Annotated in this window: 14 protein-coding genes and 1 tRNA gene; 8 read left to right on the top strand and 7 right to left on the bottom strand. The window is 68.4% G+C overall.

Annotated elements, in window-relative coordinates:
• The first annotated feature begins 161 nt into the window (after positions 1 to 161).
• Positions 162 to 237 (top strand) — tRNA-Cys (locus tag DQW50_RS06335).
• Positions 238 to 341: 104 nt separating this feature from the next.
• On the opposite strand, the gene DQW50_RS06330 is transcribed toward DQW50_RS06335, so the two are convergent.
• On the bottom strand, positions 342 to 605 hold the full coding sequence (locus DQW50_RS06330) for a hypothetical protein (RefSeq protein ID WP_112078443.1): 264 nt from the start codon (positions 603 to 605) through the stop codon (positions 342 to 344).
• Entirely contained in the window at positions 583 to 1185 is a 603-nt protein-coding gene (locus DQW50_RS06325; protein ID WP_112078442.1) for a hypothetical protein, read from the bottom strand. The genes DQW50_RS06330 and DQW50_RS06325 overlap by 23 nt, the downstream gene beginning before the upstream one ends.
• Positions 1186 to 1723: 538 nt before the next feature.
• Here DQW50_RS06325 and DQW50_RS18605 point away from each other — a divergent pair.
• From DQW50_RS18605 to DQW50_RS06310, 4 genes are all read left to right on the top strand, one after another.
• Entirely contained in the window at positions 1724 to 1849 is a 126-nt protein-coding gene (locus DQW50_RS18605) for a hypothetical protein (protein WP_255417621.1), read from the top strand.
• The gene (locus tag DQW50_RS06320) at positions 1846 to 2682 is read left to right on the top strand and encodes a cobalt-precorrin-7 (C(5))-methyltransferase (RefSeq protein WP_112078441.1); all 837 of its coding nucleotides are present in this window, start codon (positions 1846 to 1848) and stop codon (positions 2680 to 2682) included. Before DQW50_RS18605 ends, DQW50_RS06320 begins: the two co-directional genes overlap by 4 nt.
• A gap of 95 nt (positions 2683 to 2777) precedes the next feature.
• On the top strand, positions 2778 to 3605 hold the full coding sequence (locus DQW50_RS06315) for a hypothetical protein (RefSeq protein ID WP_112078440.1): 828 nt from the start codon (positions 2778 to 2780) through the stop codon (positions 3603 to 3605).
• Between the two features lie 87 nt (positions 3606 to 3692).
• Positions 3693 to 3899, top strand: coding sequence for a hypothetical protein (locus DQW50_RS06310; protein WP_112078439.1), 207 nt, complete (start codon positions 3693 to 3695; stop codon positions 3897 to 3899).
• Between the two features lie 50 nt (positions 3900 to 3949).
• Here the strand turns inward: DQW50_RS06310 and DQW50_RS18125 are convergent, their stop codons facing one another.
• On the bottom strand, positions 3950 to 4105 hold the full coding sequence (locus tag DQW50_RS18125; RefSeq protein WP_198664622.1) for a hypothetical protein: 156 nt from the start codon (positions 4103 to 4105) through the stop codon (positions 3950 to 3952).
• A gap of 142 nt (positions 4106 to 4247) precedes the next feature.
• Between DQW50_RS18125 and DQW50_RS06305 the strand changes: the two genes are divergently transcribed.
• Both DQW50_RS06305 and DQW50_RS06300 read left to right on the top strand, forming a co-directional pair.
• Positions 4248 to 4859 (top strand): VOC family protein, encoded by a 612-nt coding sequence (locus DQW50_RS06305; protein ID WP_112078438.1) that lies wholly within the window; start codon positions 4248 to 4250, stop codon positions 4857 to 4859.
• Complete coding sequence (locus tag DQW50_RS06300) at positions 4856 to 5536, top strand: alpha/beta hydrolase (RefSeq protein ID WP_112078437.1); 681 nt, start codon at positions 4856 to 4858, stop codon at positions 5534 to 5536. The genes DQW50_RS06305 and DQW50_RS06300 overlap by 4 nt, the downstream gene beginning before the upstream one ends.
• Before the next feature lie 165 nt (positions 5537 to 5701).
• Here DQW50_RS06300 and DQW50_RS06295 read toward each other — a convergent pair whose 3' ends face one another.
• Genes DQW50_RS06295 through DQW50_RS06280 form a run of 4 tightly spaced genes read right to left on the bottom strand, consistent with a single transcriptional unit; the run spans position 5702 to position 13635 of the window.
• Complete coding sequence (locus DQW50_RS06295) at positions 5702 to 7759, bottom strand: SpoVR family protein (RefSeq protein WP_112078436.1); 2058 nt, start codon at positions 7757 to 7759, stop codon at positions 5702 to 5704.
• Positions 7756 to 9084: a DUF444 family protein gene (locus DQW50_RS06290; protein WP_112078435.1), complete on the bottom strand. Its 1329-nt coding sequence runs from the start codon at positions 9082 to 9084 to the stop codon at positions 7756 to 7758. Before DQW50_RS06290 ends, DQW50_RS06295 begins: the two co-directional genes overlap by 4 nt.
• Positions 9084 to 11525 carry a kinase anchor protein gene (locus DQW50_RS06285; protein WP_112078434.1) on the bottom strand — a complete coding sequence of 814 codons (2442 nt, stop codon included), beginning with the start codon at positions 11523 to 11525 and terminating at the stop codon, positions 9084 to 9086. The genes DQW50_RS06290 and DQW50_RS06285 overlap by 1 nt, the downstream gene beginning before the upstream one ends.
• Positions 11526 to 11553: 28 nt before the next feature.
• Positions 11554 to 13635: a PrkA family serine protein kinase gene (locus DQW50_RS06280; RefSeq protein ID WP_112078433.1), complete on the bottom strand. Its 2082-nt coding sequence runs from the start codon at positions 13633 to 13635 to the stop codon at positions 11554 to 11556.
• 375 nt (positions 13636 to 14010) lie between these two features.
• On the opposite strand from DQW50_RS06280, the gene DQW50_RS06275 reads away from it, so the two are divergent.
• Positions 14011 to 14703, top strand: a complete 693-nt coding sequence (locus DQW50_RS06275) for a DUF1028 domain-containing protein (protein ID WP_112078432.1) — start codon at positions 14011 to 14013, stop codon at positions 14701 to 14703.
• Positions 14704 to 14705: the final 2 nt, after the last annotated feature.

The raw sequence follows: 14705 nt of genomic DNA, 5'->3' as shown, positions 1-14705 counted from the left end.
TACTGGAGTGAGCGATCCTCTGGGAACCGCGGTTCGCCGCCTCTCCACTCATACTCGAGCCCACGGACGCGGCGTCCGTGGGCTTTTTTCATATCCACCCGGCTAGCACGTCGCTTCCCGACCGCTAGGCTTAAACGCTCGACTGTGATACTCTCGGTAGCGCCAAGGTGGCAGAGTCTGGTCAGACGCAGCGGCCTGCAGAGCCGCCCAACGCCGGTTCAAATCCGGCCCTTGGCTTTCATACGGTGACTTCTCCCACGACTAACGTCGTGGGCTTTCTCCTCGAATCTCTGTAACCCTCTTGTTTCGGACGTTAGATATGGTTCTTGAACGGAACCAGTCTACGTCGAATCAGCGTCGGACTCGCCGCTCGCTTCGAGGATCTCCACCGCTACATCTTTCACGTGTTGCTGGTGAGAAGCCGACGTCTGGACGCTCTGGGCCGCATCGAGCTGGTCGTTGACGACCGCGTTCTGCTGTGGTCCCCACGTTTCCGGTGGCTCTGACTCGATGTATTCGACCCAGCGCTTGATGCCCTCGATGCGGTGCTCACGGTTGCGCTCGTGCTTCGCGTCGAGGTGTTCACGCGCGTTTGAGTCGCTCATATTCGGATTCGACGTCGAGTCGCGTTACCCACCCTTCGAGGTGGGACACACTAAGACTTTCCTCGAGAAGGGTGTAGAGGTGGACCGCGTCCTCGATATCCTTCTGCGCGCCGAGGTAGAGTTTGTACGCGATCTGGAGCTCTAAAGGGCCTATCGGGATAGTCTTTCCACCGATTCGGGCCGTGATAGCGTTTCTGAGGGATGCGCGGTCGAACTCGTCGCGCGCGAACTTCACCTCGAGATGAGGCGTGACCTGCTCCCTTGGAGCGACCCAGATGTTGTCACCGTTGTCGAGCATCTCGTATATCGAAGAGAGCGGCATCGCCGGGCCCCAGAACCCGTTCTCCTCGAGCGTCTCTGCGAGTTCGTCTGCAGTCTCTTCGCCGATCCGTTCGATGAGGACGTCGACGTCTTCGGTAGAGCGCGCTCGACCAGCGAGAATGGAGACGTACCCCGCGATGTAGACGTGCTCGATGTCGAACCGATCGAGCACGTGAGTGAATTCGATCGCCAGCTCGTCGAGTCGGTTCGGCTCTCGTTCGACGACGAGTGTCCCGTTCCGTAGTTCGATACCGCCCATGTACGTCCGTTAGCAGGTGGACGCATAAGTCGTCGGGAGGCGCGGTATCCGCTACGGATCGTTCGGTCTGACCGTTTTGAGTCCTAGCACGGCTTTCCCGGGGCTTCTGCCCGCACACGCGACGAAAGTGGTGCGTACCGCGAACCATCGCTCGAAGTTCTTCCAGGCTGGAACCTGTGGTCACCATCCGTTTTCGAGGTGGTCGATCGCTCGGTAGCACCGTTCGTCGTTAGCTCGGGACCTTGGCTCTCGACTACTCGTTCACGATCCGCGAGCGACACCCCCACGAGCGGTGCCACCGGGGGTGTCCCAGGATGCGTGGTCGGACCTACGGGGCCCCCTGCTCGACGGGACCTCCCAGCGCATCCACGAACGGGGTCGGTCACACCCCCACGGTAGGGGGAGCACACGCATCGGCGATATCGGTAGCGCGATCCCGAACCGGTCGCGCGTCCTGGAACGCGTCGCGTTCGACGCATTCGACTGACGCCGTCCTCGAACCGGAGCGATATTCCGGGACGGTCCCGTCGCTCCGTTCATGAGCGAGACCACGACGTCCCCCGGGAACGTCCCCGTGATCGACACGGTGAAACTCGTGACCGCGCCGAACCTCGGCTCGTCCCGCGTGATCGTCCCCGCCCCGTTCGAGCGTGCCGGACGATGACCGAGGGATCGAGGTCAAGCGACCGTGATGACCCGGGCTCTGCGGACAGGTACGACGTCGAGTTCGGTCCCGATCCGGCGGCGTACGCCGTCGACGGCCCGGAACCGTCGTCCGCGGACGAGCCGTTCGACGAGGTCGACCCGGCGGTCCACGCCGTCGGGATCGGTCCGGGGAACCTCGAGTATCTGGTTCCCCGGGCCGAGCGGGCGCTCCGCGAGGCGGCCGTCGTCGTCGGGTTCGAGACGGTCGTCGACTTCGTTCGCGACCGCACCGACGCGGACCTCCTGACGTGCGGATACCGCGACGAAGCCGAGGCCCTGACGGCGTTTGCCGACCGCGTCGCCGGCGGCGAGCGCGGCGTCGCGGTCCTGATGGGCGATCCGAACCACTCCGGGTATCAGTTCCTCGGCAAGGTCGAACGCGTCGTCGACGAGGCGACCGGCGGCGGCGTCGACGTCCGCGTCGTTCCCGGCATCTCCTCGATACAGATCGCGGCGAGCAGGGCGCGGACGCCGCTGGAGGACGCGACGTTCGTCACGCTCCACAAGCGCGGCGACCTGACGGCCGACCTCGATCGCCTCCGCCGGGACGTGGGGGGCCGTCATCTGCTCGTCCTGCCGCGGCCGTTCGACTGGATGCCGGGAGATATCGCTGTCGACCTCCTCGATCACGGTGCCCGGACGGACACCGTCGCACTCGTTTGTGAGCGCCTCACACACGACGACGAGCGGATAACGCGGACGACGCTCGGCGATCTCTCCGCGTACGCGGGCGGGAACGGTCGCGAGGACACGCCGTTCTCGGACCTCTCCGTCCTCGTCGTTCGGCGATAGCCTCCGGCCGTCGGTCGCCGGTACCCCCGTCGGGGGATCCGGCGGATCGCTACTCGTTAGTAACCGTTATACACGGGGTGACCCACACTCGAACCATGCAACGACGCGCTGTCGCGGTGTACGTCGCGTTCTTCTTGCTCGTCGGGAGCGCGACCGGGGTGATCGTCACGACGGCTCAAACGCCGGAAGTCTCCTTCGAGAACCCGGATCACGAGCTGTCGTCGGGTGATACGTTCGAAGTGGACGGGGACGAATACGCCGTCGCGGAAATAAGCGAGGACGGCGACGGCAACCTCCTCGGTCAAGTCGAGCGGAACCGGACCGCCGAACAGTCCGAATCGTGGTCGAACGGGTCGACCGTCGAGGTCGACGGTGACGAGTGGGACGTCCGGATAGAAGGCGAGAACGCCTCCTCGTTCACGCTCGTCGAGGTCCTCGACCGGACGGCGATCCTCGAGGAGGACTCCAACGCCGACAACGAGACGATCGAGCGTGACGGCGAGGAGTACGTCGTCGTCGAGGACGGCGAGGGCGAGACACAGCTCGTCCCCGCGGACGAGTACTTCCCCACGCCCGAGGAACGCTCGTACGCGGTCGACGACGAGTTCGAATACGCCGACCGGACGGTCACCGTCGACGCGGTCTCGGCGGACGCGGCCACCCTCGTGTGGACCGGCACGGAGACCGTCTCGACCGAGGTGGAACAGAACACGCGGGTGACGATCGGCGACACGGAGTATATCGCCCACTTCCCGGACGACTCGTCGTTCGTCCTCTCGACCGACGCCGAGTCGTTCGAGGCCCAACTCGCCGAGATAGAGCGACACGAGACGAACAGCGACGGGCTGTGGCGCGTGATGATCATCAGCCTGCTGTCGTCGGGGCTGTTCCTCGCGATGGCGTTCATGCCCTCGCGGTACTGAGCCTGCCGGATCGGTCTCCCGGTTTCCCGCCCGCACTGCTCGCGTCCCGACCGACATCCACTAGCGCTCCGAACCGGTAGCGAACGTATGACCCCTCTCGCCGAGACGGTGCGACAGCTCGCGCCCCACTGGGGCGTCATGTTCGTCGCGATGCTGGCCGCACTCGCGATCGCGGAGCGCGTCGTCGACGGCGTCCCACTCTGGGCTTCGCTGTTGCTCGTTCTCGCCGTCGCCGTCGGCTATCCGACTGCCATTCGCGCGATCGGCGTCGCTCCCGACGTGTGGGAACAGTGAGTGGATCGGCCGATCGCGAGCGACGTCGTCGCCGACCGCGACGCTCCGCGCTACTCCTCGTCGGGGCTCGCGTCGGCGGCCCGGTCGGTTCCACTGCCGAGCCCGTACGCGCCGACGCCGACGCCGAGCGCGAAGGAGGCGACGGCCGAGACGGCGATCCAAAGCAGTTCGGGGTGTTCGTGGCCGGTGTGTAACAGGACGTCCATACGGACCCCTCCTCGCCGAGACGGTAAAACTCACTCGTTCACGCCCGGTCCGCCGCCGGTCGTTGTCCCCGATAACACTCGCGTCAGCCGATCACCGTTCGGTCTCTCCCGGCTTTATTCCGGTGGGACCCCAAGGGGGCGTATGGCAACCGACGAGGCTCCGGTGACGCCGGAGCGACCCGACGCGCCGTTTCACACGACCGGAACCGACCATATCACGGTCTGGGGGAGCAACGAGGCGGACACGATCGCGTTCTACCGCGACCTGCTCGGCATGCCGCTCGTCCTCCGCCAGCCGAACCTCGACGACCCCTCACAGACGCACCTCTTTTTCGACACCGGCGACGGGCGGATCCTCACCGTCTTCGTGAGCGACGACCGGCCCTCCGCGCGCGGCCAGCGGCCGGGGACCGGCGCGGTCCACCACCTCTGTTTCAGCGTCGACCCCGACGAGTACGAGACGATCATGCGTTCACTCGAGGAGGCCGGCAAGGGGTACAACGTCTTCGACCGGGGGATCTTCCACTCCATCTACACCCAGGACAACAACGGGCTCGTGATCGAGCTCTCCTCGGACAAGTACGAGATCCCGGACGACCGCAAGGGCGAGGTGCTCGCGACCGCCCAGCGGCTCCGCGAGGCGGACGGCGCGGACTTCGCGCAGGACCGCCACATGGAGGCGGCCATAGAGGAGCTCGGCCTTCCCGTCCACAAGTACGACCTCCCGGACGCCGACGCCGGCGTGGGCGTATGAGCCGAGGGACTCCCCACGCGGGTGATGACCCCCACGGCGACGAGGAGCTGGTCACGGCCGGCACGCCCGTGGACGAGGCCGACGCCGCGCTCGTCCTCGTCCACGGCCGGGGGGCGACCGCCCGGAGTATCGTCGGGTTCGGCGAGGAGGTGTCGCCCACAGCGGGGGGCGTCGCGCTTCTCGCCCCGCAGGCGGCCGCGAACACCTGGTACCCGAACTCGTTTCTCGCGCCCGTCGCCGACAACGAGCCGGGACGGAGCTCCGGGCTTCGGGCGGTCGCGAACACCGTCGGGACGGCGACGGACGCCGGCATCGCCCCCGAGCACGTCCTCGTGGCCGGGTTCTCCCAGGGTGCGTGTCTCGCGAGCGAGTTCGTCGCACGGCATCCCCGCGAGTACGGCGGGCTCGCAGTCCTGAGCGGCGGGCTCATCGGCGAGTCGATCGATGTCGACGACTACACGAGTGACGTCGCGGACGACGCCCTCGCCGGGACGCCCGCGTTCCTCGGGTGTAGCGACGTCGACCCGCACATCCCCGAAGAGCGCGTTCACGGGACCGCGGCGGTGCTGGAGGCGCTCGGCGGTGACGTCGAGACGCGCATCTACGAGGGGATGGGCCACGGTATCAACGCGGACGAGACCGAGCACGTCTCGTCGATGGCGGCGGATCTCCTCTAGGACGGCCGTGGACTTCACCGCCGTCGACTCGGCGGATCCGTGGTCGGCTCGACCGCCGCCTCGTCGTGACCAGTACGAGCCGTTTCCGCCGTGCTGCGAGTCGGCGACACGCCGTGAGGCCCGGGATCGGGGAGGTGGACACGAGAACGACCGCACGGATCACCGTCAGGCCAGCCACTCGTCCGGCTTCGTGTCGTAGTCGACCCCGTCCGCCGCGATCCGCTCTTCGATCTCCCGGTCGAGGTCGTGTTCCGTCACCTCGCCGCCGTCGTACTGGAAGCGGACGCCCACCTCCTCGCCGTCGGGCTCGCGTCCGCTCCGCTTCGCACGCCGGGTCTCTCCCTCGTCGTACTCCGTCCGGATCGTCGCGAGGTTCACCGGACGGCCCCAGAGCTCGAAGACGCGTTTCAGTGTCGCTTTCGCCCGCTCCTCGTCGAGCGCGACGCCGTTGTACCGATGGCCCAGGAGGAGCTCGCCCCGGTTCCGGAAGTTCCCGTCGAGAACGACGACGGTCGGCTTCCCGAAGTTCGTGAACCGCAAGAGGAGCTTTCGTTTGACGTCCGCGGCCTCGTTGCTGGCGACGTGGAACCCCTCGCTCGCCCGGCTGTACTCGTAGGTGAAGTAGTTCCCCTCGCGAACGAACTCGTCGGTCAGGAACTCGTCGAGGAACGTCACGTCGTTGTGGCTCTCGCGAACCTCGTACATGCGCTCCCAGCCGGCGCTCCGGTCGACGTCCGCGATCGCGTCCTCGACGGTCCGGTACCGGTCCACGTCGAACATGTACCGGGCCCGTTCCGCCAGCGTCGCCCGCGAGACGGTTCGGAGGACGTCGCGGTGCTCCGGTCGCGCGAGGACGTAATGGCGCTCCGCGAGTCCCCGGTGGGTGAGCAGCTTCCAGGGGTACCGCTCGACGTCGGGCCCCGCCGAGGGGTCGAGGTCGCCGTCGCGAACGGAGAGCGCCCGGTCGACCACCTCCGCGTCGACCCGCGGATCGCCCTCGGCGGCCAGCTCGGCCAGCTCGTCGAGCGTCGCCGGCCCCGCGCCGGCGATCGCGGGGTGTGGCTCCAGCGCCTCGGCGACCCGATCGAGGTCGACCCGCGAGTGGAAGTTCTCGGGTGTGACCCCCTCGACGCGAAGCAGCTTGTCGATCACGTCACGACGGGCCGCGCGCGACTCGACGTGGGTCCACAGCTCGAAGCCGAGCTTGTACGGGTTGAGCCCGGGCGACCCGAGCACTCGGGCCATGTGGTCGGCGTACGTGAGGAACTCGTCGGGGCCGGCGAACCCCTCGCCGCCCATCATGACCGACTCCCAGTAGCTCGCCCATCCCTCGTTCATCACCTTCGTGTTCTTCTGTCCCGCGAAGTAATACGCCTCCTCGCGGATCGCGTCGATGACGGTGGTCTCCCACGGCTCGCGGTCGACGGCCTTCCCGGTGTCGGGATCGTACCGCTTGCCGTGGTCCCGGAGGAACGCGAGGACGTCCGGGCGCGGCTCGTCGGGTTCGACGCCCTCCCCTTGCGACTCGAGCCACTCGTCGTCGAACACGTCCCGGCGCACCTCCTCCGAGAGGCCGAGTTCGTCGATCCGCGCCTCGAGGACCGCGGCCGGGTCCTCCCCGGGATCGCTCACGTCGTCGGCGACCCCGGGCATCTCGGACGAGCGTGCGGCATCGACCGGGCTGTGCTGGTCGATGGTGTCCTCCAGCGCGGAGACGGCGTCGATAAGCCGCTCGACGTCGTCGCGGTTCACGTCCGGGCGGTCGGCGATCGCCCCGATCCGGTCGGCGTTGCGCTCGAGCCGCGCCGCCGCGTTCGGACCGCCCTCCCCGCGGTCGGCGTACAGCCCGAACCAGCCGTTGTTCGCGAAGAAGTCGGCGTGTGCCTCCACGTGGGTGATCACGGCCTTCTGGTCCGCGGTCGCGTTCGACTCCTGGAGGAACGCGTGGCTCGGGTCGTCGTTGTTGACTATCTCGAAGGCCTTCCCGAGCCCGTGGCGGTCCGTCTTGCGCTGTCGCTCGTAGTTCATCCCCCAGCGCCAGTGGGGATACCGTCGCTGGAACCCGCCGTACGCGATGAGCTCGTTCATCTCGTCGTGGTCGACGACCCAGTAGCGGACCGGGTACGGATCGAGTCCGAGCCGTTCGGCGAGGTTCCGCGCCTCCGCTGCCGGCTCGTCCAGCGCCGCCGCCGCCCGCTTCGCCTCGAGTCTGTCGTCCCTCATCGTTCGTCACCTCCGGCCTCGGTGCTCAACACGTCGTAGATGGCGTCGGTGACGTCCTCGGTCCCGGAGACGCGCGCGACGGCGACGTCGTCGGCGTCGCCGAACGCCCGCTCCACCTCGTCGGCGTGTCGGGCGTTCGCCCCGCCCCCGCCCGGCTGGGTCTCCACGTACGCGTGGAGGTTGGCGTCGATCGACTCCATCAGCGGGATCACCGCCCGCGTCGTGTCGTCGCTCGCGTTCTCCGAGTCGCCGGCAGCGAACACGTACCGGTTCCACTCGCTGAACGGATACTCCTCTAAGAGCTCCGCGACCAGCTCGTACGCGCTGGAGATCCGGGTCCCGCCGCCCGACTGGATCCCGAAGAACTCCTCGCGTTCGACCTCCCACGCCTCGGCGTCGTGGACGACGTACAGGAACTCGGCGGCGTCGTACTTCCCGGTGAGGTACCAGTCCATCGGGGTGAACACCCGCTCGACCAGCTCGCGTTTGGTCTCGCGCATCGAGCCCGAGGCGTCGCGGACGTTCACGACGACGACGTTGCGCTCGCGCTTCTCGATGACTTCGGGGTGGCGGAAGCGCTCGTCCTCCCGGCGGAACGGGACGCTGTCTATCCCCTCCCGGCGGATCCGGTGGCTGACCGGCTCGACCTCGCGGTGGGCGTCGAGCTCCGCGAAGCTCTCCCACCGGTCGAGCGTCTCGACCGGCTCGCCCCGCTCCGTCTCGAGCCCCGCCGCGGCGTCGGCGATCCACGCGTGAGAAACCGGAACGTTCCGCTCGCGGGCCCACTCGAACGCCTCCTCGACGCCCGCGCCCGCGACGAACAGCCCCTCGCGGACGTACTCCTCGTCGAAGTCGGTCGCGAGGTGGCGTTTCAGCCCGCGTTTGAAGAACTCGTCGACGTCGAGTGTGCCCTTCGGGCCGGCCCGCGCGGTGTCGGTGAAGTCGCCTTCGACCTCTTCTCTCACCCGCTTTCCCTTCGGGTCGAGGTCGAGCCCGAGTTCCTCGTCGAGTTCGCGGGCGAACTCTTCGGGATCCATCTCGTAGTACTCGTGTTCGCCGCCCTCCTCGCCCGGATCGCCCTCCTCGTCGCCGGGTTGCGGGTCGACGGGTTGGCCGGGTTGCGGCTGGCCGTTCTCGGCCTGGCCGACGCCGCCGGCCTCACGTCGGTCGTACTCGAACGACGGGAGTTCGACGATCTTGATCGGGATCTCGACCCGATCGGGGTCGGAGCCGCCGAGGTCGCCGTGGCGAATGAAGTCCGTGAGGTCCTCACGGCGGGCCTCGCCGACCTCGCGGAAGCGTTCCAGGTCCGACGAGAGCCCCATCAGTGACCACCTCCGCCGTGTGAGTCGCCCCCGTCCCACCGCTCGTCGCCGTCCGCCGACAGGTCGGCCCACTCGTCGCGGACCTCGTCCATCACGGCGCGACTCGTCAGCTCGGCGGACGCGCGGCTGTATCCACGCCCCTCGAGGCGCTCGAGGGTCGCGTTCTTGACGCGCTCCGTCTCCGTGCCCGACGGCGGGTCGGCCCACTCCGACGGGTCGAGCTCGGGGAACCGGCGTTTCAAGTCGGCCAGGTCGTTCCCCTCCAACACCCTTTTCAGCTCGGGGATCGCCTCGAGTTCGACGTCCTCGACGCTGAACCCGTCCCCGCGGTTGCGCCAGGCGTAGCGGGTGAGCGCGCGTATCACCTGCTCGCGGCGGAACGTCTCGACCGCCGACCCCGGCTCGGTCCCGCGGTACTCCCCGTCGTCGAACCGGCCGAGCGTCTCCGTTTCGAACACCTTCATCGCGAGCGCGTCGGGAGCCTCGGGGCCGCGGTCGGTCTCGACCGGCTCGTCGGCGTCCCACGCGTACACGTGTTCGACGTACTCGGCGACCGTCTCGGCCGAGACCGTCTCGGCCGCCAGCGCGGCGTCGACGACGTCGGCGCGTTGGAGCTCTTCGACCCGCGCTTCCACCGGAGCGAGCCGGCTCTCGAACTCGGCGACCTCGGAGCGCGAGAACACCGGCGCGTCCGCGAGTCCGTCGGCCATCGCGTCCAGCACGTCCCGCGGTGTGACGACCCGTTCGACGGGGAGTTCCGGATGGTGCCGGTCGGTCCCGCCCACGAGCACGTCCGCGATGACGTCCCGGGTGTAGGTGACGGGGATCCCGGACCGTCCGTCACCGTCGCCGAACGGCACGTCGTCGATGGTCAGTCGCTCGCCGCCCTGCCGGATCTCGCCGGTCTCGTACAGCCGGGACTTCTGTATCAGGTCGATCCCGGCGGGGAGGTCGTCGGTCTCGAGCCGGGTGACGACCGCGTACAGTGCCGCCGCGCCGACCGCGTGCGGGGCGAGCTCGCGCTCGCGTTCGCCCCCGTCGTCGTCCCGGACGGTAACCGTGAGCGGGGCGCTCACGGGGTCGGTCTCGGGGTCGACGTCCCGCTCCGACCCGTGGTCGTCACCGACGTCTCGACTGTCACGGACATCTCGACCGTCCCGGACGTCGTGGCCGTCCCGGACGTCGTGGCCGTCTCCAGTCCCGCGGTCGTCGTCCACCGCCGGGACCACTGACCGTCCCGTCACCTCCCGTCGCAACAGCGCGGCCTCCAGCCGCCGGTCCGTGAGATACCTGAACTCGTGGCGAGTGAGCCGGCGTTTCAACGCCTTTAGCGGGTCCGCACCCTCGCGGTCGGCGTGGCGGTCGAGTTCGGCGTCGAGGTCGGGGTTGGAGATCACGATGAGCTGCGTGTCGAGGTCCATCCCGATCCCCTTGTCGAGCTTGACGCGCCGCTCGTCGGGGACGTTGAGCAACCGACGGAGGAGGTCCGCGTGTTGGCTCGCGTCCTCGACGACGGTGGCGACGCCGTTCCCCTGTGAGAGGACCCCGTCGTAGCTGAACGCCTGTGGGTTCTTCCGGCCACGTGAGTCGAGTTCGCGTAACATCCCGCCCATCCACGAGCCGACGAGCCGCTCCTTCGGGCTCCCGTCGTCCTCGGCGTGGAGCACGCCGATCCCCCGCCCGACGTCGACGACGTAGCTCGTCACGCGCAGGTGATCGGGGTCGGCGACCGCCGAGAAGAGGTCCCGCCGTCCCTCGTCGCGGTACACCGACTCGAGGTGTTCGTACGCCTCGCGGCTGAACGGGTCGAGTTCCACGTCGGCGGCGATCGGATAGCCGTCGTCGTCGACCGCCTCGGCGACCTCCTCGCGCACGTCGGCGGGGAACACCGAGAGCGGATGTGACTGGACGGGGCTACGGTACCACGCTTCGGCGTCGGCGCCGCTCCCGTAGGAAAGCGACCGCCCGGAGCCGCCCGCGCCGGTGACGTTCCACTCGACGGTGTACCGTCGGCCCCGATCGGTCCGCGAGAACTCGCGGAGCCCGTTCACCAGACAGCGCTTGAACTCGGATTTGCCTGTCGCGGTCGGCCCGTCGATCCAGACGATGGTCTCGTCGTTCCCGCGTCCCGCCGCGGCCGCCCGGAGGTCGTCGACGAACGCGTTGAGCGCGTCGGTGTTGCCCAACACCGCGTGTTCGCCGTCGTTCGCGGGGTCGTCGAAGAAGCGGTAGCGCTCCAGCGTCTCGCCGCGCTCCTCGACCTCGCGCGTTCCCCGTGATTCGATCGCCGCGAGGACGTAGCGGGCGCCGGACGCGGCCGCGATCGGGTTCTCGAGCACGCGCTCGACGTACGCTCCGAGGCTCATGGGTGGCTCGTACGCCCCGCGGAGGCTCTCGTCCGCCTCCCGGAGGAACGCGTCGCCACTGGGGGTGTCGGTCACGGTTCGACCCCCTCGAGGATCCGGTCGCTCATCGCCGTTCCTCGCCGTCTTCGATCTCCGAGCGGGCGACGGCCGCGCCCGCGTACTCGAGCACCTCCCCGGCCCCGTCCTCGGAGTATCCGCGGTCGACCAGGGCGTCGACCCAGGCGCTCCGCTCCTCCTCGTCCAGGTCCGTCGCCGAGACGAGCGCCGAGAAGTTGATGTTGTGTTTCTTGTCCTCCCAGAGCTTGCGCTCGAGCGCGCGCCGGAGCCGGTCGTTCTCCTGCGGGTCGAACCCGCGCCCCTCGCGGGCGCGCCGGGAGACCCAGTTCGACACCTCCTGGCGGAAGTCGTCCTTCCGATCGGAGGGGACGTCGAGTTGCTCTTCGACCGCCCGCAGGAACGTCTCGTCGGGCTCCGTCTCCCGGCCGGTGAGCTCGTCGTCGACCGTGGCGTCGTCGATGTACGCCATCACGTGGTCCATGTACTTCTCGCCCTGGCGGCGGAGTTCGTCGACGTCGTACGCCAACGCGTGGCGGACGTCCTCGATGGCTCGCTCGCGGTACTCCTCACGAACCGTCTCGAGTAGCCGCTCGTAGCGGTCGAGGTCGTCCTCGGCGATCGATCCGTGGCCGCCGAGGTTCGCCTCGAAGTGGTCGAACACGGAAAGCGGGGAGAGGTACGAGCGCTCGCGGTGGGTGGCGTCCATGATCGCCTCGGCGATCTCGTCGCCGATGAACCGCGCGGAGACGCCGTCCATCCCCTCGCCGATGTCGGACTGCTCCGCGGCGTCCTCCCGGATCTTCCGCCGGTCGATCTCCTCGTCCTCCAGTTCGCCGTTGTACACCTTCGCCTTCTCGAGGAGGCTCACCGTCTCGTCGGTGGGCTCCACGAGACGGGTGAGCACCCCGAATAGCCCCGCCATCTCCAGGGTGTGCGGCTCGACGTGAACGGTGGGGACGTCCGCGTTGTTCAACATCTTCCGGTAGATCTCCGACTCGCTCTCGTACTCCAGGACGTACGGGTAGTCGATCCGCTTCGTTCGGTCGTTGAACGCCTCCATCTTCTCGTCGCCCGTCTTCTCGCGGTACTCCGGCATGTTGGTCCGGCCGACGATCACCTGGTCGATGTCGATCCGCGGGTTGTTCTTCGGTTTGATCGTCGACTCCTGGGACGCGTGGAGGAAGTCGTAGAGGAACTCCCGCTGGAGTTTGAGCAGCTCCTCGCCCGAGAACAGTCCCCGGTTCGCGTTACAGAACGCCCCGGCGTAGTCGAACGCGCGCGGGTCGGACTCGCCGTAGACGGCCAGCTTCGCGTAGTTCACGTCGCCGGTGAGCTCCGTCTCGTCCTGGTTCTTCTTGTCCTTCGGCTCGAACGTCTCGATACACTCCCGGCGGTTCTCGCTCGCGACGAGCCTGACCACCTCGACGTGGTTCTCCAGGACCGCCTGGAGGTCGTCGTCGTAGTGGGCCAGGAGCTCGTTCAGGTAGAACTCCGAGGCGGGGTCCGGGTGTTGCTCGTTCCGCAGGGTGTAGGGCGCGTCGAGGCGACCGTTGAGGTCCTCGATCACGGCCGCGCGTTGCGGCTTCGGTAGCAACACCAGCGGGTCCTGGTTCATCGGCGACCGGACCGTGTCGTCGTCGGGGTCCTGGTCGTCGATCACCGACCGGAGGTCGGTCCATCGGAACGTGTACATCCGTCCCGCGTCCTCGCGGGTGTACGCCTCGAAGTAGCGACGAACCAGCCAGTCGAAGTGCGACTTCCCGGAGCCGACGGGGCCCAACAGGAGCTTGATCCGTTTCTCGGGGCCGAGTCCGCGCGCCCCGGATTTCACCTTGTTGACGAACTCGTGGATCGCCTCGTGTACCTCGCGGCCGTAGAAGACGTTCTCGCCGCCGTGGATCGGGTCGTCGGCCGCGAGCGCGTATTCGGCGATGCCGCGTTCCTCGTCGTATCGCGTTCCGTAGTGGTCGAACATGTCGGCGACGCGCTGGTGGGCGTTCCGCGCGACCTGCGGGTCGTCGTACAGCGTGTCGAGGTACCAGTCGAACGAGCGGGCCTCCCGGAGGTCGTCGGGGACCGTCGTTCGGTACTCCTCGCTGAGTCGTTCGAGCGTTTGTCTGTCTGGCATTGTATCGTTCGTCTCGGTCGGGCGGTGCCGAGAGCGCCGCCTCCGTCCGGCTGGACGGACGCACGGCTCGTCGTACCGACGACGTCTTCGTCGACGGGGCGGAACCGCCGCCCCGTCGAGAACCGACACGGGGTCTCGTTTCGGCCCGCGACCGAGGCCAGTCGTGTGGGAGGGATTCACATTGATAAGCGTGTCGGCCGTTGACACGCGGCAGGAGGTGCCGATCGCCCCCTGTGGCGGCCGTCGGGCCGACATCGCCTCGAGTCCGTCACCGGTATTCATATACTCATCGTGGGATCGACGCCACGTTCCGGCGCCGGGCAAGGGGTCGCGGCCGCGGACACGCTTTTTCGCTCGCGGCTCCGAGGACGCGACGTGACCTTCAGCATCTGCGTTCGCGAGCGGTACACGGACGACGCGGGCGACGGCCAGACCCGGTTCGGCGTGGCCGTCACGACGCGGCTGCCGGGCGTCGGGACGCTGTGTCCGTTCGCCTCCGAACACGGTGCGGTGGCGACGCAGTCACACACCAACGTCGCGCTCGGCCGTAAGGGGATCGCGTACCTCGCGGACGGGCTCGCCGTCGAGGACGCGCTCGACGCGCTGTTGGCGGCCGACGAGGGCCGCGAGCGCCGGCAACTCCACGGCGTCGGCACCGACGGGACCTTCGCCTTCTCCGGCGACGAGTGCGGGGAGTGGTACGGCCACCGCGTCGGGCAGAACTACACCGTCGCCGGCAACCTCCTCGTCGGCCCGGCGGTCCTCGAGGACGTCGCTGCCGGCTACGAGTCGACCGCACACGGGGAGGCCCCGCTCGCCGAGCGGCTGATCGACGCGCTCGCAGCGGGCCACGACGCCGGCGGCGACAAACGCGAGGACCTCCCCGTCCAGTCGGCGGCGCTCCGGGTGGCGACCACCGGGGACGTGCCCCGGTTCGACCCCGCTGCCGAGGACCTCCGCGTCGACGCCACCGAGACGCCGATCGCCGACCTCCGGGAGACGTTCGAGACCGCCGTCCGCGGCTACGAGGACGCGCTGGCGCGGTACGCGGACGAGGGGGAGAAATAGCG

Origin of the sequence: Halorubrum sp. 48-1-W, from assembly GCF_003287355.1 — an archaeon.
Taxonomy (GTDB): Archaea; Halobacteriota; Halobacteria; order Halobacteriales; family Haloferacaceae; genus Halorubrum.
The sequence above is the reverse complement of the archived record's forward strand: the minus strand, read 5'-3'. Positions and strand labels throughout refer to the sequence as shown.